Below are 17643 nucleotides of genomic sequence, written 5' to 3'. Positions count from 1 at the left end.
ACTCAGAGGGCTCCCCAGTAGCAGATCCAGAGTTTGAAGTCGGGCGCGGCCCGGGCGTGCTGACAATCCACGCTCCCCAGTAAGAGCCTGTTTCCCTGTACCTCACCCGGCCTCCCCAGCCGGGTTTTTTTTATTTGCGAGGGCGATCCATGGACAACCTTGAGGAATTGAGCGGCGTGATCAGTGCCGTTCGTTTCGTAGGTGAAGAGGGATTTCAGATCCTGACTGTGCGCGATGCTCAGGAACAGGAGGTAACGCTGGTGGCTGTATGCCAGCCGCTCAACGAGGGGGAGTCTGTACAGGCCCGCGGCACTTGGGGCACGCATCCTAAGTTCGGCAAGCAGTTCAAAGCCGATCGGCTCATCACGCAAATACCTCAGGAGTCCAAAGCGCTGGGTGCATACCTTGCGAGTGGCAAGGTGGCCGGCATTGGCCCCAAGTTCGCTGCGAGGTTGGTCGCCCATTTCGGTGATGGGCTGCGCGACGTACTCGGTGACGAAAAGGCCTTACGGGCTGTGTCAGGCATCGGTAAGAAGAAGGCAGTGGGGATAGCGGCGAGCTGGAATGAGTACCAAGAAGCGCGTGATGCATTGATCTTCCTGCAGGGGCATGGTCTGGGCGCTTCACGTGCAATGTCGGTCTTTCGCCAGTTGGGCCAGGAGACCATTGTGAAAGTATCCGCCAACCCCTACCGCACCTTATTGAAGACTCGAGGTATAGGGTTGCGTATAGCCGATGCTATGGCTCAATCTCTTGGCTTCGAGTTGACCCACCGCGATCGACTCATTGCGGGGCTTCGCCATGTCGTTGATGCACGATCAGCCTCGGGGCATACCCTGGCAACCTCGGATGAATTGGCCTCGGAAGGCGCGCAGCTCCTCGGGGTCGACGTGGCACGCATGGCCTCGGTTGTTCAACTGCTGCTGGCGCATGAAAAACTTATAAGTGTTGAGGGCGGGCTAGTTGGCCTGCCTTCGCTGGTGGAAGCCGAGAGAACCATCGCCACCGCGTTGCTAGCGCGTGCGGTGCATTGGAATGGCTGCAACCAAGTGCGTGTTAATGGTGAGCTGTCGGATGGCCGGGTGCTCAGTGATGAGCAGCGCCAAGCATTGGAGACCTGCCTTGCGTATGGGGTGGCTGTGCTTACGGGTGGGCCGGGGGTGGGGAAAACCACCGTGACTGAGGTGCTGGCGCAGACACTGGACGATGCTGGCCTTGAGCTGGCGCTGTGTGCGCCAACTGGCCGCGCCTCTCGGCGAATGTCGGAGGCAACCGGGAGGCCGGCGTCTACTATTCATCGTCTCCTAGGCGCTGGCGCCAGCGGCTTTGAGTTTAATGCTAGCAACCCGATCGAAGCGGATGTAGTGATCATTGATGAAGCATCGATGGTCGATGTGCCGTTGTTTCTGGCTCTGGTGGTGGCGCTGCCTGACCACTGCCGACTGTTCATCATCGGTGATCAGGATCAATTGGCCTCGGTTGGGCCGGGAAACATTCTTCGCGATGTGATCGCTTCGGGTGCTATCCCAGTGGCACGTCTTCAACAGATCCGGCGACAGGGGCCAGGCTCGCAAATTACTGTCCAGGCGCACGCCGTCAACCAGGGCAATACTCCTCAATCGGTGCCAGATAGCGACTTTGAGATTGTCGAAGTGCCGGAAGGCGGTGACCCCGAGCTGGTGTGTCGTGTGGCATTGCGGGTGGCCACTGAAGACATGCTGGCGCGTGGCTTCGATCCTCTTTATGAGGTGCAGGTGTTGACACCCATGCACGGTGGTCCGGTCGGAACCCGTGCTCTCAATGAAGCGTTTCGAAGCTATCACGTCCCGGGCGATCGGGGCTCGGTGACGATCCATGGGCGCCAATGGGCGCCAGGAGACAAGATCGTGCAGACCGAGAATGACTACAACCGTGATGTCTTTAATGGTGATCTCGGCTATGTAGTGTCGGCAGACGCTGAAGACAAAACCGTGCTGGCGCGGTTTGAGGATAGAGAAGTGCTGTTCACCAGTGACGCGCTCGGCAAGCTGCAACTGGCCTATGCAATGACCGGCCACAAGGCGCAAGGGTCCGAATTCCCGGCCGTGGTTATTCCTCTAGTGCGATCGCACTGGCACATGCTTGAGCGACAGTGGCTTTATACAAGCCTCACTCGTGGAAAGCGCCGTGTCGTACTGGTTGGCCACCCTTCTGCTATCAAGCGAGCCGTCTACCATGTCACCGGCCAGCGCCGGCTCACCTCACTACCGCTTTGGTTGCGCCAGCCAGCCCTATCAGTATCACCAACCCATAAAGGAGAGAGCTATGGCCAAACGAGCGCTTGAAGTCGCACAGCAGAAGAGACGTGTCCCCTAGGATCGCGGCGAGCCAAATACCGCCTGCAATCAAGGCTGGCTAAACCGCAACTCCCAACCCGGGAACGCAGAGGCGACTTTAACCGGAGGTGTGGCATGAGCAGCTTCATCGCCATTCTCTGGGTCGGCGCTCTCGCGTATGCCGTCTTCCTCGCTGTGTTGCTCATTCTCGGACGGGGCAATCTCAAAGATCGTCGCTTTCTAATTCACTGGATGGTCGCTTGGTCGGCGCTGCTGGCGCTGACGATCGGTATACGAATGGCTGCGACGGAGCCTGACCAGCCGCCTCCCTCTGCGCCGCAGTTGGGAACGCCGATGGCCGTGGTCACCTCGGCAGGCGGTGAATCCGAACCGGAGACGGACTAGAAAAGCTGTATACCCCTGCCCTCTTGGTGAGGGGGCTAGGGAGAGTCGGCAGTGTGTGAGCTTTGTGGAGAGTCAACATAATGGGCAATCAGTCACCGACAACACGCTTCATTGAGATGGTGCCACCTTTGCTGGTGCTTGCCGGCGCGATCGCGCTGCTGCAGGTGCATGCGATTCAGTTTTGGACGGAGTTTGTAGGTCCAATGGGCTGGGCCTGGGCTGTTCTCCTAGAAGTCGTTGCATTGTGGCTCTGGTATCAGCGCCAGCTGGCGCGGCGAATGCTGGCCATGGTCGCCAGCGTGCTTACGCTTACCGGCCCCATTTATATGGTTTGTGAGCCTCTGGTAGAGGAATGGCTGTCGGCATCTCACGTCGACGCTGGCCGGGAGCTGCAGCTCGAGCGGCTGGCCCTAGAGGCCTCGCGTCTTGAGGAAAGCATCGATACTTTCTGGGCAAATAGTGAGGCCCGGGCGGGCTGGCTCGAACCCATACAGGTAGCACAGGCTCGTCTCGCCGAGGTCGACAACCAATTGGCAACTCTCGTGGCGGCGCCCCCTGCCGAGTGCTCGACCTGGCGCCAGCAGGCCTTGATCGGGATGCAAGCGGTGGCGCTGCTGATCTTCCAGCTGGCCGCGGTGCTCGCTATCACATCTCTATCCAAACTGCGTGAACAAGCAATCGCCGAGGGTGTCACCCCGCGCCCTACCTCCTCTTGTGACAGGTTGCACGAGGAACCGCCCGAAATTGGGCAGAACTTGGTTGTAGCGGGTGCGCTACACACCGAGGCCGGTACATGCAACCTCGAACCGGAGCTGGGTGTGCCCAGTATGAGTGAAGCGAATAATGACAGTGAGCTGGGAAAGGGAGGGTTCGCGTATGCCGATATTGTCGTACTTCGTGATGCCCTGGAGCAGCTGCTCGAGGACCGAGAAATGACACAGGCAGCGTTTTGTCGTGAACACGATTTCTCGCCAAGGGATCTTTCGCTGCTGCGCCGACACGAGGCGCGCTGTGCAGCGGGAGAGCGGACGATCTCTATCACAGCCTTAGATCGGCTGGCCGAGCTTCTTCGGCGCCAGACAGCCAGCTGTGCTGCAACGTAGGGGGTAAACATGGGCTCTGCACTCCAGGAAACGAACAAGCAGGATTTGCTCGCAGGCAACGCGCTTGTGAGTGAGCTTCATGATTACCTGCGTCATCGTGCCGTTATTGAGCAGGATCTGCGGCGTGTTGGCATCACTGATACCACCCCTCTTGAATTGGCCGATCGCATCATTGCCGATGCGATGCACTCAGCCTATGCCTGCATGCTCAGCGCCCACAAGCTGACTCATGCCGGTATTGCCAAGGGGAGCGAACACAATCACAGGAGACAAAGCGATGGCGAAACCTAGTCATTGCAAGGGCGAGCTGGTAGCACTCTCTAGCGGTGGGGCGACCCATTACCAGTGCAGCGGGCTATATCGAGCACTTGTTGACTTCAACCTGGGCGAGCTTGCCGAACAGTATTGCCTGCAGGCCCCTTATCGCGAAGCGACACTAGATAGTCTCAATAAGGGCATCGTAACCATTGACGACATTAATGCGATGGAGGCTTCCGGTGCCTATGCGCATCGGGACATCTCGGATCTAGGCTTTGGCCAATACTTGATTCATCGCGGCTATTTACAACTTGTGATGATCAATGAAGTTCACTGTGGTGCCGGCTTTTCTCCCGACCTTGTGCGGGAATCAGCCAATGCTCGTGCACAGACGCTGAGCCAGCTTTCGGGTGGCCATGCATGAATGCCATCGCCCCGCCCCCCATTCACTTTGATATGCCAGATAGCACCATGACCGAGCGAGCCTCATGCCCAGTCTGTGCCTGTCAGGACAGTCCATACTATCTGAAAAGAAACACCGACTGGTTTCATGCGCACTGGCTGGTGTGCCAGCGGTGTGGTTACCAGACCACCACACATTCTTCCTACGAAGCGGCCGAACGTGACTGGGACAAGGCTTCACTCGGTCGACAAGCAGAAGAGGCAGGGCTGCTTGTACCGGCCATTCAGGTCTTTTCGATGCGTGACCTGGAGCTGTTGGAGTCGCTTCAGAAGGAGGCCTCAGAGGGTGATTGTGCGCGTACCTATCTTGTCTCCCGTGACTCACTGGTGCGCTGGAAAGAGATCGCCCGCCTGGGTCGTGACGAAGTAGATGAAACGCTGCAACCAGCGGTCGCGTCTGTCGAGCGGGAAATAGCTGACTTACTTCAGGCTCAGTGTGACGAGGACTGATGTCACCGCGCTGTTGCAAGGAGTGACCAATGCATATTCATTTGCGGGTTCGAAAATAGGCTACCTAGCGAGGCATGTAAGCCTTCAAGGGTGCTACCTACCCGCACCGGCGCAGGCCTCAAGTCGGAGCTAGTTTGTTTGAGTACCGGTAGGAACTGGCAGACCTTTACCGGCCATACAGTTACGCCATGCTGACCCTGCAGACGAACCATCAAGATATGTTGACTCAGCAACTGGGATTAGTTGAATAATAGAATGCTGTGAAGTAGCGATATCATACTGACTGATATCGATTTCATCGAAAGGAACAGATTTTAGGGTGATTATTCCACCATTTTGCTCACGCAAAGGCTGTGAAGTTATGACAACTTCATTAGAGCATTCTTGTGCCCCATCAAAGAACTCGCCCAATGTTGGTGAGTCTGCATAAGTGTTCGCTGATACTAACAAGCTGAATAGGGCTATAAGTCCGATTTTATGCATTCAAAGACCGTTACTGTATGTCAGAACTAATGTATTACGGCTGAATATCAGGAAACTTTAATACTATTCTCTTCGCCACGCCCATGCGGTATGACGCTATGCATAGACAAAACAACGCATAAGTGAGGCTACTACAAATGAATCACCCGGGTTTCGTAGACACCTCCAGGCCTTATACCTAAGTCATCTAGGAGGAACCATGAGCCATCCCCGTTGAACTGAAGAATTTAAAATCGAAGCCGTCAATCAAGTGGTAGAGTGCGGCCATCGTTTTGCCGAGGTCGATGAGCATTTAGAAGTGTCAGGCCACAGCTTGTACTATTTGATCAAGCGTTACGATAAGCCGGTAGATCAGCGGCAAGAAGATGATTAGCTCCAAGCTTAGAACCGTTGTAAGAAGGCTGAATCCAATCGTGTATCAGAAGAGCGAGTATATAATATAAAAGGCTACCGTCGGCATGACGCTCAGAACTTCTCCATAGAGTCCCACGGGGGGCACGCGTTTATTCAAAAGCATACGAGACAATATCCGATATGGCGCTTGTGCCGCATGAGAGCCGTTCACCCTAGCGGCTCATACCCCAGACTGGCTATCGAGGACGTCCTAGCGAACGCACTCGGGCAGAGAGGTAGGAGCAGGCTCGAATGTAACCAGCATAGCGGTGCCGAGGTTGATCGCTAGGTTCATGGAATGCCTTAAAGTCGTGATACTGATGGCCTTTGTAATAGAGTACAGTGCACACTTTATAAGTAAGGCGCACACTTTTTATTAGTTACTATTGAGCTGACTTACCGAACTGCGGAAGCTCAAAAGCCAAGTGTTTATCGTGGATGGGTTTTAATGCCTAAATATTTCCAAGCATTGCAGACGTGTGCATTGCACATTAAACTATTTGCAGCACCTATTAAAATAGATGCCAAATGGTGAACCTCATGGCATCAACCGTGCAGATCGAGACGATCAAATAGGACCCTGAGATCCAGCGTCTGATTCGCGACAATGAGTTCGTTGCTGAGTTGGAGCCTTGGTCTGCCATAGATATTCACCAAGCAGTCGATTTGCTAGTGGAAATCGACCTTGACTTATGAGACTCCACGCTGTGTGGCGCACTACAACCAGGTTAGCTCCCCTGGTCTTGCAGAAGCGCATACACAGAAGAGTGCCGAGTGTCGCGCTAGGCGCTGCTGGGGCTTTGAGGCGTAGTCTTCACCTGAATGCGCTTTAAGGCGCCATACATGTACGTGAGTTGCTGGTAGGCACCAGTGGCGATATATAGAGAGATATTAATGAGCACTTCCGAGAAACCGACGAATGAATCTCTCCGACAGCTGATGGAGCGGCATGGCTTGAACCAGAGTCATGTGGCCACCTTGACTGGGTATAGCGTGGAGACGGTGAAGGGCTGGTTCGCCTCGCCTGATTCTACCCGCTACCGCGCAGTGCGCAAACCGGTATTGGAATCGGTGCGCCGCGCTATCGAGCTTGGTGAGCATTACAAGCTTGAGGGAGTGAAGACTCCTAAGGCAAAAAGCTAAGTCTGCCAGACATGGAGTTGAAGGAGATACCCTCGGAGTCATCTATAACTACAAGCAACATGTCAATTCAGGTTGACCTGGAGTACACGGCCGATCGCAAGAGTGTGATGCGCCTGGTAGCAATAGTGAACCAAAATGGTCGACTTCAGGCAGACGAGCTATATGGCTATGCAAAGGAGCGTAGCGACCTCAACGAGTTATTGACCCTCTACCTCTCCTGCTCACAGAGGTGAACAAGGGCTGCTGTTGCTACCGAACAGAGTGAGGTCACGGCGATACCTCTGAGACTTATATCGACTTTCTTGACCGGCCTTTAGCTGTTAGGCAGGAGATTGAACGAGTCGACACCTCCGAGGGTGCGCCGGAGCGCTCGTTTTATGTCATCACTTCGATTACGCCCTGGCTGGGGATAAGCTGATAATCGGGAGTGGTCATCACGCAATATTTGAGAAGGACGTTTTCATGCCCCCAAAGTCGATTTCAATGCAGCGCTGGCCACGGGTCTTAAGCCATTGACTCTTGGCCGCATCGATAAAATGGGTTACAGCTACCTCGACAAGGATCTCTATCTGGCTCAAATTGACCATAAGATCAGGCCGGATGCCCCCCAGTCTGAACTCCAGCTTCGTATAATCCACCGCCTGCCGATCGCGCCCGAGAAAATGAGCTTAGATACAGTGTCCTTGTAGCCTAAGCTATCTTTGCTTTCGGTTATTGCCTGAAGCAGAGGGACGAGGATTTCCTTTCGGTCAGCGATCAATTGCTTTGCGGCTAGGGTGTATTCCGGTTTTAGTGGCGCCAGCGCATGGTCGGATGCCTCTGGCGTGAGAAAAATAATGACGGACAATATCCCCCATTCTCGCCTCAAGCGGTGTTCAGCATTCAAAGCAGACACAGCCACAACTGCCGCCGCGGTCGGCCCTTGTTGCGCTAACCTTTTATCGGTATGCCGTTAGGGAGTTTAGCGCTGTTTTTCATGTTATTGCGTCACAAGTTGCCTTGCTACCGGAGAGCGCTCGGTAGTTCTCTCCTGGTAAAGAGATGAGGCTGTGGGAATTACAGTCAGAGGCACGTCGCCCTGCCCGATAGAGACGAGCAGCGGTGGTAGGTTACGTATCCAGGTCAAAGCTGATTGACTATAGCTAAATCTATAAAATTTTTCCTTTTGGATTGTGCTCTTAGCTTCTATAGCAATTCACCGGGGAGAAGTTTCTTGGCTATCTAACTACATAAACAGGCTACTACAATCCGACTTTAATTCGTGCTGATTTACAGGTAGCACCTAAGATAGCGAGCTGGTTAGCCTGTATGCGGTCTGACAGGCTTGATTATCCTCTATTGGCACTACCGAGGCGCTTTTTATGATCGCATGCTTGATATAATCTGCCCACCACGTCCACACTCTAACAGGGAAATATCAAAACTGAACTATCTTATGAAGGCTGAACTAAAAAAACCAGTAGATTGGTACTGTGTGTATGCTACGTGAATAGCCCTGTTTTCCAGAGATTACTACGCACATTTCTTTAACACTGTTTCTGAATATTATAGCTCAGAAAAGATCAGTTAAAAAAGGCTGTATGTTCTGCTAACACTCCCAGGCCAATACCAATTAAAACGATCCCACCGATCAGCTCAGCCCAGTGGCTAACGTATTTGCCAAATTGGTGGCCCAATAAGGTGCCAATTGATGCCATGACAGTAGTGGCTAAACCAATAGCTAAGCTGGTAGCGATGATATTGGCATCAATAAAGGCAAGGCTTGCACCAACGGCCATGGCATCAATACTCGTAGCAATAGCCGTTAATATCAATAACCATAGTGTTTGCTTTTCTTGGGCTATTTTGTCTTCTTTGCATAGGCCCGAATACACCATATGTAAACCAATAACCAATAAAATTGAGAACGCAGCCCAGTGATCCCAAGCCTGCACAAAGCGCTGCGATGCTACCCCGGCCAACCAGCCCAGCAGGGGTGTTATGGTCTCGATAGTACCAAATATCAGCCCAATGCTGATGGCGTGCCGAAACGAGGGTTTTTGTAGCTCAGCGCCTTTGCTGATGGAAGCAGCGAAGGCATCTGCCGACATGGAAAAAGCCAAAATCAATATGGTGGCAAATGTCATGGCATGGTGTCTCTGGTTGAAAACCCGACGCTCTAAACCAAGTCACCCAATATGCCTGCTATGCTTGAGTAAATTCGTCGGGTATTAAAAGGCTCCCAACATTATCATTTCCGGCTAGATAAACAAGTCAAAACGTTAAAAATATAGTTCGTCTTGTATAAGACACTTAGCATAGGCTAATCATGTTTCATTAATCTTTATTTTTTCCTACTTGCATTAATAAGTGAATTTTATTTTCAATATTGTACATTAAGTATGTTAACCCAATAGATATAAAATTATTAAGGTTCCAACTCCTGCAGCTCCTAATGCGCCGAGCGTATCTATCAAATCATTTTCAACCATTTTCAATACACTGACAGAATAATAGCGTCCAAGTAACTGAGATATACCACTTGACGTTACACTTAATGCGGCGATAGTGATCTCGATGATTTCTATTCCCGATAACCATAGCAGAGTCGTTAGTAAAGCAATCAAAACAATGCTGACCCTAAAGGAAAGCCATTTAGCAGAATGAATAGAGATATTGGCACCGCCTACCAAGCCCCCTACTGTTGCCTTTTTTTTGGGTAGCAGCCGTCTCCAAAAACCTTGGTTGGAGTCCAATAGATGCGATAAAACCATGTGCATACACCAGAATAGTTGAGCAGAATGGAGAGCAGCTTGCCATGGAATACTTAACGATCACTTAAGTAGTTATTAATTGGCGAGGCTCCGGCACGGCTGGTTAATATCTTTTGCCTGCTGGTAAACGTCCGTTGCTACGTTAAGCAACCCCAGCACACTGTGAAATAAGTTATCGTGCGAGGCGGCTTGATCAGAGACTTGGCGTAAGCAGTCCGTATCAAGCCCTTGCTGCTGTGAAAATGCGCTGGATAGCCACCACACCATAGGCACATGCGTCTGTTCGTTGGGGGCAATGGCGTAGGGAATGCCGTGCAAATAAAGCCCTTTTTCTCCCAGTGATTCACCATGATCAGAGAGATAGATCATCGCAGTGGCGTAGTCTTCCTGACGCTTTAACTTCTCAATCACCTGATCCAACACAGTATCGGTATATAGAATGGCATTGTCGTAGCTGTTGGTAATGTCGTCTCTTGAGCACTTGGCTAAATCAGCGGTGGTGCAAGCGGGAACAAAACGTTCGTAGTCTTCAGGGTAGCGTTGGTAATAGCTGGGGCCATGGTTGCCTAGCTGATGCAGCACAACCACCTGATCAGCTGAGGTACCGCTAATTTGCTTGGTCAAGGCTTGAACCAGTGCTTCATCCAAGCATCGCCCATCTTGACACAAAGACGCATACTCCTCTGGCGAGAGCGCTTTTGTCGTCACTCCGTCGCAGACACCTTTACAGCCTGACTGGTTATCAAGCCAGGTGACCTCTAACCCGGCGTGGGCTAATACGTCCAGCAAAGATTCATGTTGCCGAGCATACGATTTAGCGTAATCGGCACGCCCTGGTAATGAAAACATGCAGGGTAATGAGACCGCTGTGCTTGTACCGCATGAGGAAACATCTGAAAAATTGATAACGTCAGGCTGCTGGGCAAGTTTGGGTGTGGTTTGGCGTTCATAACCATTTAACCCCCAATTCGCTGCCCGTACCGTTTCGCCCACCACGATGACGAGCAGTGTGGGTTTGTCACCTGCTTGTGAACTGATACTGGCGTCCTCACCCACCGGGAAACGCACCGTATTCGCGGAAGCGTGTTGGCTCGAAAGCGCCTGCGTCATCGAAACAATATAGTTACCTGGGGTCACCAAGTAGCGCAGCTCTTTATTGTTGCGCATGAGTGACGACACTTCTTGGTAAGATAAAAAAATTGCTAACAGCAATATAGCAGTGCTGGCAAGGCAATAAGCTAAGCGACGCAACACTGCCTTCTTCCAAGTTGACTGTGTGATTTTAACGCGCCAAATCATGATGGTTGGCAAACAGAAAAAGATCATTAAATGAATCAGTAATCCGGGTGTAAGAAGCTCCTGTGCCTCGTTAGTATCCGTTTGAAGCACGTTGTCTAACATTGAAGTATCAAAATAGGTGCCGTAATAGCTAGTAAAGTAACTGACGAAAGCGGCAATCAGAAAAAGTAAGGTTAATAATGGCTTTACCAGTGTTCGAAAAGCAATGCTAATAAAGGCTAAATAGTTAAGACAGGTCATCACCAAAAACATAGTGGCAAAGGTTAGCCACGCCTGGACGGCAAGAGGGTCATAGCCAGCAAAGGCTTTTTGCCAAAAAGGGACATTGTAAAAAACACTGAATATGACAACGGCCCATAAGACAAGCTGCTCCGTGCTTAATGTGGGGCGATAATGCCAAGCGGTGCCAACAACATTTGATGGCAATGATAGCAAAGGACGCATCGAAAAGATCTCTGAATGAAAAGATTAATGAACGCTGGGGTGTAATAAGAATCTTGAAACGACAAAGCTTACGGTCCAACAAATCATGACGGTCCAGAGGTCGTGGGAGAGAAAGTGCGCCCCGCGGAACTGTTGAGTGATCCCAAACGTAAGGCCAAGCCCTAAACCCAGAGAAAGCCCTGCCCATCGCCAATGAGGCCGTATGGCGGCAAAAAAGAAGTAGAGGGCTATCCACGTATAGCCTGCGCTGGCATGCCCGGCGGGAAAGCAGGCGGATGCTGGCATGGAGGAAGGCCGTATATTGAGCAAGCCAATAAAGTCTCGTTCCCCGCCATAGCGAACTAAATCCCAAGGGCATTCCATGTTCACAAGGTGTTTAAGCGTTGCGACAAGCAGCGTTGAAAGAAGCGTTGCGGAAAAAAGATATAAAAGCGGCGTGCGATACGCTTTAAGACGAGTTACCACGGTGCTTAGTATCAAAAGGAGGAGTGTGACTAAACCCATCGCTAAGCTTAGCCGTTTACCGCCTTTGTGAAGAATGTCTTGGGTAATCAAGGTATCTTTCCACGCCCAGGAATTATCCTGAAAGCGATATATAAAGTCAGTTATCGTAAAATCTATTTTTAAAATACTGAAGACCGATATGGCGATTAGAAATAAAATCCACGCGGATGCTACGGGTTTTAGGATATTTAGTAGAGCAGCACGCATAGCCACACACCCATCATCATAAAAATGGTCACCATAACTGCGGCAGCCCCCATGTCTTTAGCACGCCCGCTAAGGTCGTTATGTTCTAGTCCGATACGGTCAATGGTGCTTTCGATGGCGGAGTTAATGAGTTCCACTATCACTACAAGGGTGAGTGAAGAAAACAGCAATGCTTTTTCTACGGAAGTGACATTAACAAGAAATACAAACGGGTAGAGGATGAGACAGAGCATAACCTCTTGTCTAAAGGCAGATTCATTTATCCAGCAAGCTTTTAAACCCGATACTGCATTGATAGAAGCGCGGAAGATGCGTTTAACACCCGTGCCATTGGATTTTGACGTCGTTGAAATAGGCAAGACAGTACTCTCGATAACGTAACAGTAGGGTCACTATAAAGCGCAAAACTTAACGAAAAGTTATTCGTTTTAATTCAGCAGCTAGAATGCAAATGAGTAGCGCTGGGTGGTGTTCTTACCCACTGTGTTGGTTGGTTTGTTGCCGAGGCCGATTGAACGGGAGCCGTTGCGTTTTGTCCGTCAAGATTAGCGCGTATGGCGTCTATTACCGCGCTGTTCTCTGGGCGCCACAGAATAGTGTCATAGGCTTCTCGTGGTACGAAGGCGAGTGATTTTTTCTGGCGTACTAGGGAAATGGTGGCGATATCGAGTGCTGCCGCTAAGTGCATAGGCCCGGAGTCTGGTGTCACGAGTAACCGCGCTCGCCCTAGAACAGCGGCAAAGTGACGGATAGGAAGCGGCGGGCATAAGCTACCATACCGTGATGACATCAAACGCTGCTCAATAGGGGCTAGAAGCCTAAACTCCTCCGGTCCAAGGAAAACGACATAACGTATTTTGCAGGCTTCCATGGCATCGATTAGCATTAGCCAAAATGCCAACGGCCAACGTTTGTTTTGATGCCCGCCTACGAAGATCGCAATAAAGTCTGTATCTGATGAGTGGTCGCTATGCAGACTGAATAGCTGTTGGATCTTCGTCATGGCTTGATAGCGTTCCTGCTCCGTTAGCTGGAGCAGTGGCCGATTACGGCAAGCAACGCCGAGCGGGCGTGTCAAATTGACGATGGCATCATAGGCATGTGATGACTTACCTTCCGCCTCAATGTTGTACCAGCGCTGGTGACCTTTGCCTGAACCCATGCTGTACCGTGCTCCTATTAACCGGGTCACGATAAAGCCGCTCATTGATCCTCCGCTCACTTGTACCGCTAGGTCATAGCGCTGAGACCTTAGGCGTCGTAATAGCGTCACGCACTGCCAGGGACGAAGAATGGCGGCTCTCGACAGTGAATAAAAATGGTCAATAGGCCGCTGTTGCAACAATGGCAATGTTTTATCAGTGGCTAAATAGTCTATTCGCGCGGAAGGAAAACGTTCACGAAAAGCATCGATGACAGGGGTACTGATTAGCGCGTTGCCCAGACGAAAATTGGGACGAATAATGAGAATTTTTTCTATGCCCACAAGGTTATTAATGGTTTCTGGTGCAGGCGCTTTGACGATATACCGTATACCTCCGAGTAAAAATCGCTTCATTCTTTTTTCTACAAAACGGGCCATTATTTTTAAATAATAGTTTGTTCTAATCAGTGTTAGTAAGTGCATACTCTGGCGCTCTATTCAGTTAATAGAAAATGACCTGCCCGCGGTAGCGACAGGGCAGATTCAAAATGACCGCCAGTGAAGGCGCTGCTTTGGCTTTGCCCATGGCGAAAGAGGCAGCTTGAGCCTAAGTAACTTAAAGAAGAGTTAAGCTGCGTAAAAGGTTTGCAAAAAAGGGTGGCTGACTTACAGGTTGAATTCAGATGCGTATGCTTTGTGGGGGATACGTTGCCGTATTTAAGAAAAGCTTAAGTTTTAGTGGCGAAGATAGCGGTTTATAGATTGGGGGAGCAGCATGCGTGCACTGCTAATAGAAGATGATCCCTTGCTTGGGGATGGCATTAAAACGGCGCTGGAACGCGAGGGGTACACGGTCGATTGGTTTATGCTTGGCCGCGAGGCAATCAGCGCTATCGAAAGCGAGACATTCAGTGTGATTATTTTGGATCTTGGCCTGCCTGATATGGACGGCATGCAGGTACTGCATTTACTCCGTCAGCAATCCACTCTACCTATTTTGATTTTGACGGCCCGCGACGCAATGGAAGACCGTGTTGGCGGTTTAGATGCGGGGGCGGATGACTATGTGCTCAAGCCTTTTAACTTGAAGGAGTTACTTGCCCGTTTGCGTGTGGTCATGCGACGCGCTGAGGGGCGCGCTTCGCAAGTATTGACACTGGGAGCGCTGAGTATTGATGAGGCGCGTCATGCGGTGAGTTGGCGGGGCAAAGACGTAAAGTTGGGTCGACGTGAGTATGCTCTATTGTTAGAGCTAGCCAGGCACCCCGACAGAGTGCTGTCTCGTCCCCGTTTGGAAAATCTGCTTTATGGTTGGGGCGAAGAGGTCGAGTCCAATGCGGTGGAGGTTCACATTCATCATCTGCGTAAAAAGCTTGAAAAGCATCTGATCATTAACGTGCGTGGGATTGGCTACCGGTTGGATAGTCAAGCGCAATGATATCGATACGGCGTTATCTACTCCGCACGCTCGCCATTGTCCTAGTTCTCGCCGGGGGCGTTGCGTTTACCGCAGCCTACTTAATTACCGATCACGAGCTAGAAGAAGTTCTCGATACTCAGCTCAGTCTGCATAGCCGGATTGTGGCTGGCCAACTTGATCCAGATGCGACCATTGACGACTATGCTCGCCTAGCTTTGCGCATGGGTCTTCCAGAACATCCGGCTCAGCTATATCACGACGGTAACTCAGTCCCCGTGAGTAGTTCTGAATCAGGCCCCAAGCTTTACCACGAGGAAGAGCTTAAATTAGTACTGGGTTTTTGGAATGCAGATGGCTCACCCAGGCTGTTAGGGGGTAAATGGAACGATGCCGGGCCTTTTCCCGTGCCTTTAGAGGAGGGATTTCGCTGGGAAAGCTACGATGGTCATCGTTGGCGGGTGTTCAGCATGTTCGATATTGCCAGCGATACCTGGATCAGCATGGGGCTGCGAGGTTCGTTTCATGATGAAGTAGTGGAGCGCATCACCTGGAATAATTCATTGCCGATGCTTTTTTTGCTGCCACTCCTCCTTTGGCTGATGAGCCGTATTATCCGGCGGGGGATTGCGCCTATCCAAGCGCTTTCTAGTCAGGTGCAAGGCCGCTCTGCCCGCGACCTGAGTAAAATCGATAATCCGGTTCCTCAAGAACTTAATGGATTACGTCAATCGCTAAACGACTTTATCGCCCGGTTGAAAGCCACGTTAGAGCGCGAGCGGCGCTTCACTGCAGATGCGGCCCATGAATTACGCACTCCCTTGGCTGCGTTGAGAATCCACCTAGATAATGCGCAGGCAGGGGAAGAGCAATCCTTGCAAAAGGCTTATGTCGGGGTTGAGCGGCTTCAACGGGTGGTAGAACAACTGCTTATTTTGGCTCGGTTGGATCAAGTGGCCACAACCTCACCTACTACTATCGATCTCTATCCTATTATTGCTGAATTAATGGCAGAACTATGGCCACTCGCTGAAGAGCGAGATCAGCACTTGAGGCTAACAGGCTTAAACCAGCTGGAGGTTCGCGCCGACGAAGTCGAGGTGGGCATTCTTTTTCGTAACCTCTTGGATAACGCCTTACGCTATACCCTGGAAGGTGGTCATGTAGAGGTAGAGTTGTCACTAGAGGAAGGAGCACCTCAACTTATTGTGAGAGACACTGGCCCCGGACTGCCCGAGGCACTACTGGATAAAGTTACTGAACGCTTTAGGCGCGCGTCTGGCCAGTGCACTACTGGCAGCGGGTTGGGTTTATCGATTGTTTCTGAGTTGGCTCAGCGCCAAAATGCACGCCTTAAGCTTAGTAATCGCACGCCCAATGGTTTAGCGGTCAGTGTGACGTGGGAACTAAACTAACATCAACATCGTTGATTAGCTTGCTGTGCTTATCCTCGAATCTAACTGCGTTTCAACTGTTATCTGCACCACAGTATCGCAAGTTTGCTGAATGCGTAGACGGTTAATTTCAGGTGACGCTGGTGTGACCGAGGCCAGCATGACAATCGCTTTCAATACTGGAGCCAATCGACCCTTGAGAGATAGCCAGTAGTGAGGGCGATCATGCTTTCAGTTTGTTTGATCTTGGCGGTAGTTAATGGGTAAACCATGAATTCTCTCAATGCTTAGAAAAATGGCTCTATTACAGACCTGCATATCGGACTATACCCGTAGGAAAAGACAACCTAAGTCGACACAACACATAGAAATACCCGCGTTACTACAAATAGGGAAGTGCAGTCAAACGAAATCGTGCAGCACACCATAAAGGTTGCTGCCCGATCGCGTACTTGCAGTCTTGCATGGGTTTAACTCGGTTTCGTGTCGTGGTCATCGAGCGTTTCAGAGGCCGCGGAGAGCGATGCTTCGGCAAAGGCTGCCGCGCTCTCGCCGACTTCCTCGGGGCTTAATTTACCCCCTCCCTCACCAAGCAGAATGGCGTGCATGGCGGCCATCGTAAAGGCTTCCAGTCTCGTCATGTCCAAAGCAGACTTATCGAACCGCGATGTATTGAGATTATCGTCAGCCATTTTGCCCTCCAAAAGCTGAGCGGCCACTAATAGAGTGGCCGCTGATCGAATCAGATTCGTTCCCAGTCGCCACCAGCATTCTGGCAAGTCGTGACATTCTGATCATTGTCCTCGGGGCCACCAGTGACAGTGATGTGGTAATCAATGCAAGTACGGCCTTCACCATCGACATAAGTATCGCTCTTGACGATGTTCTGTTTCATGTTGGCAACGTCCTCGAACCCGACTTCGGATTCGCCCTGCAATGCGGTGAAAGCGCTTCGCATCCCCTTGTCAGCCAGACCTAGCGCGCCAGCGCCAACAGCACCGTAGGCGGCACCGCTCATACCTGCTTTTCCGCCATTAACCAAACCCTGAACGCCCTGCATGTGACTGGCCGAGTCTGCTCCTGCTGCGCTGACGCTATTGTTGTTGCGACTTCCTAGCACATCAGTGATCGCGCTGACGGCTGAGTTCTGCAACATGCCAGACCCTTGCGGGGCAGCACAACCAGCAGCCAACAGCAGCATTGATGTGGCAGCCAGACCCATGAGAGTACGCTTGATAGTCATTTTGATCCCCTTTTAATCCGTTGTTTTGATGGTTTCAGGCAAAGCTACTTATAGATAAATAATTTATACCATACGACGTTTTATATTTAAAACTCTGCGAAGCATTTCCAGACAAAGTATTCTCTGAACAATCCCGAACCATCGCAAAAGCAGCGCCGTAAATCAGTAATAACGGCAATTAGTAATGGCGAGGCATCAGTATAAATTGTCATATATATTCATAGAT

General features: G+C 51.1%; 18 protein-coding genes and 1 pseudogene. 10 read left to right on the top strand and 9 right to left on the bottom strand.

What is annotated here, in order from left to right:
• The first annotated feature begins 149 nt into the window (after positions 1 to 149).
• The 6 genes from recD2 to ACFFLD_RS14575 all read left to right on the top strand — a co-directional run bounded on the left by recD2 (position 150) and on the right by ACFFLD_RS14575 (position 4993).
• Positions 150 to 2324: an SF1B family DNA helicase RecD2 gene (gene recD2, locus ACFFLD_RS14600; protein ID WP_240720396.1), complete on the top strand. Its 2175-nt coding sequence runs from the start codon at positions 150 to 152 to the stop codon at positions 2322 to 2324.
• A gap of 126 nt (positions 2325 to 2450) precedes the next feature.
• The gene (locus ACFFLD_RS14595; RefSeq protein WP_240720398.1) at positions 2451 to 2720 is read left to right on the top strand and encodes a hypothetical protein; all 270 of its coding nucleotides are present in this window, start codon (positions 2451 to 2453) and stop codon (positions 2718 to 2720) included.
• A gap of 80 nt (positions 2721 to 2800) precedes the next feature.
• Positions 2801 to 3823: a hypothetical protein gene (locus ACFFLD_RS14590; protein ID WP_386036738.1), complete on the top strand. Its 1023-nt coding sequence runs from the start codon at positions 2801 to 2803 to the stop codon at positions 3821 to 3823.
• Positions 3824 to 3832: 9 nt separating this feature from the next.
• Positions 3833 to 4114: a hypothetical protein gene (locus ACFFLD_RS14585; RefSeq protein ID WP_240720402.1), complete on the top strand. Its 282-nt coding sequence runs from the start codon at positions 3833 to 3835 to the stop codon at positions 4112 to 4114.
• On the top strand, positions 4101 to 4505 hold the full coding sequence (locus ACFFLD_RS14580; protein ID WP_113270607.1) for a hypothetical protein: 405 nt from the start codon (positions 4101 to 4103) through the stop codon (positions 4503 to 4505). Before ACFFLD_RS14585 ends, ACFFLD_RS14580 begins: the two co-directional genes overlap by 14 nt.
• Positions 4502 to 4993 (top strand): hypothetical protein, encoded by a 492-nt coding sequence (locus ACFFLD_RS14575; protein WP_240720404.1) that lies wholly within the window; start codon positions 4502 to 4504, stop codon positions 4991 to 4993. The genes ACFFLD_RS14580 and ACFFLD_RS14575 overlap by 4 nt, the downstream gene beginning before the upstream one ends.
• Positions 4994 to 5122: 129 nt before the next feature.
• On the opposite strand, the gene ACFFLD_RS14570 is transcribed toward ACFFLD_RS14575, so the two are convergent.
• Positions 5123 to 5476 (bottom strand): hypothetical protein, encoded by a 354-nt coding sequence (locus ACFFLD_RS14570; protein WP_240720405.1) that lies wholly within the window; start codon positions 5474 to 5476, stop codon positions 5123 to 5125.
• 229 nt (positions 5477 to 5705) lie between these two features.
• Between ACFFLD_RS14570 and ACFFLD_RS14565 the strand changes: the two are divergent.
• Both ACFFLD_RS14565 and ACFFLD_RS14560 read left to right on the top strand, forming a co-directional pair.
• A pseudogene (locus ACFFLD_RS14565) lies at positions 5706 to 5849 on the top strand (IS3 family transposase); the annotation flags it as partial.
• 914 nt (positions 5850 to 6763) lie between these two features.
• Complete coding sequence (locus ACFFLD_RS14560; RefSeq protein ID WP_240719778.1) at positions 6764 to 7012, top strand: hypothetical protein; 249 nt, start codon at positions 6764 to 6766, stop codon at positions 7010 to 7012.
• 1562 nt (positions 7013 to 8574) lie between these two features.
• Here the strand turns inward: ACFFLD_RS14560 and ACFFLD_RS14555 are convergent.
• The 6 genes from ACFFLD_RS14555 to ACFFLD_RS14530 form a co-directional block, all read right to left on the bottom strand.
• Positions 8575 to 9138, bottom strand: coding sequence for a manganese efflux pump MntP (locus ACFFLD_RS14555; RefSeq protein ID WP_240719779.1), 564 nt, complete (start codon positions 9136 to 9138; stop codon positions 8575 to 8577).
• A gap of 258 nt (positions 9139 to 9396) precedes the next feature.
• Positions 9397 to 9765: a hypothetical protein gene (locus ACFFLD_RS14550; RefSeq protein WP_240719780.1), complete on the bottom strand. Its 369-nt coding sequence runs from the start codon at positions 9763 to 9765 to the stop codon at positions 9397 to 9399.
• A 75-nt stretch (positions 9766 to 9840) separates the two neighbouring features.
• Positions 9841 to 11508 (bottom strand): phosphoethanolamine transferase, encoded by a 1668-nt coding sequence (locus ACFFLD_RS14545; protein WP_240719781.1) that lies wholly within the window; start codon positions 11506 to 11508, stop codon positions 9841 to 9843.
• Positions 11509 to 11532: 24 nt separating this feature from the next.
• On the bottom strand, positions 11533 to 12219 hold the full coding sequence (locus ACFFLD_RS14540) for a phosphatase PAP2 family protein (protein WP_240719782.1): 687 nt from the start codon (positions 12217 to 12219) through the stop codon (positions 11533 to 11535).
• Positions 12201 to 12578 carry a diacylglycerol kinase gene (locus ACFFLD_RS14535; RefSeq protein WP_240719783.1) on the bottom strand — a complete coding sequence of 126 codons (378 nt, stop codon included), beginning with the start codon at positions 12576 to 12578 and terminating at the stop codon, positions 12201 to 12203. Before ACFFLD_RS14535 ends, ACFFLD_RS14540 begins: the two co-directional genes overlap by 19 nt.
• 74 nt (positions 12579 to 12652) lie before the next feature.
• Entirely contained in the window at positions 12653 to 13777 is a 1125-nt protein-coding gene (locus tag ACFFLD_RS14530; RefSeq protein ID WP_240719784.1) for a glycosyltransferase family 9 protein, read from the bottom strand.
• 361 nt (positions 13778 to 14138) lie between these two features.
• On the opposite strand from ACFFLD_RS14530, the gene ACFFLD_RS14525 reads away from it, so the two are divergent.
• Together ACFFLD_RS14525 and ACFFLD_RS14520 are read left to right on the top strand one after the other, a co-directional pair.
• Positions 14139 to 14801 (top strand): response regulator, encoded by a 663-nt coding sequence (locus ACFFLD_RS14525; protein WP_240719785.1) that lies wholly within the window; start codon positions 14139 to 14141, stop codon positions 14799 to 14801.
• A complete protein-coding gene (locus ACFFLD_RS14520; RefSeq protein ID WP_240719786.1) occupies positions 14798 to 16195 on the top strand; it encodes an ATP-binding protein in 1398 nt (465 codons plus the stop codon). The genes ACFFLD_RS14525 and ACFFLD_RS14520 overlap by 4 nt, the downstream gene beginning before the upstream one ends.
• Before the next feature lie 449 nt (positions 16196 to 16644).
• On the opposite strand, the gene ACFFLD_RS14515 is transcribed toward ACFFLD_RS14520, so the two are convergent.
• Positions 16645 to 16866, bottom strand: coding sequence for a hypothetical protein (locus tag ACFFLD_RS14515; RefSeq protein WP_240719787.1), 222 nt, complete (start codon positions 16864 to 16866; stop codon positions 16645 to 16647).
• Between the two features lie 50 nt (positions 16867 to 16916).
• Positions 16917 to 17417: a hypothetical protein gene (locus ACFFLD_RS14510; protein ID WP_052703860.1), complete on the bottom strand. Its 501-nt coding sequence runs from the start codon at positions 17415 to 17417 to the stop codon at positions 16917 to 16919.
• Between the last annotated feature and the right edge of the window lie 226 nt (positions 17418 to 17643).

It is taken from the genome of Vreelandella sulfidaeris, from assembly GCF_042429665.1.
Taxonomy (GTDB): domain Bacteria; phylum Pseudomonadota; class Gammaproteobacteria; order Pseudomonadales; family Halomonadaceae; genus Vreelandella.
This window is presented reverse-complemented; position numbering and strand designations above follow the sequence as displayed.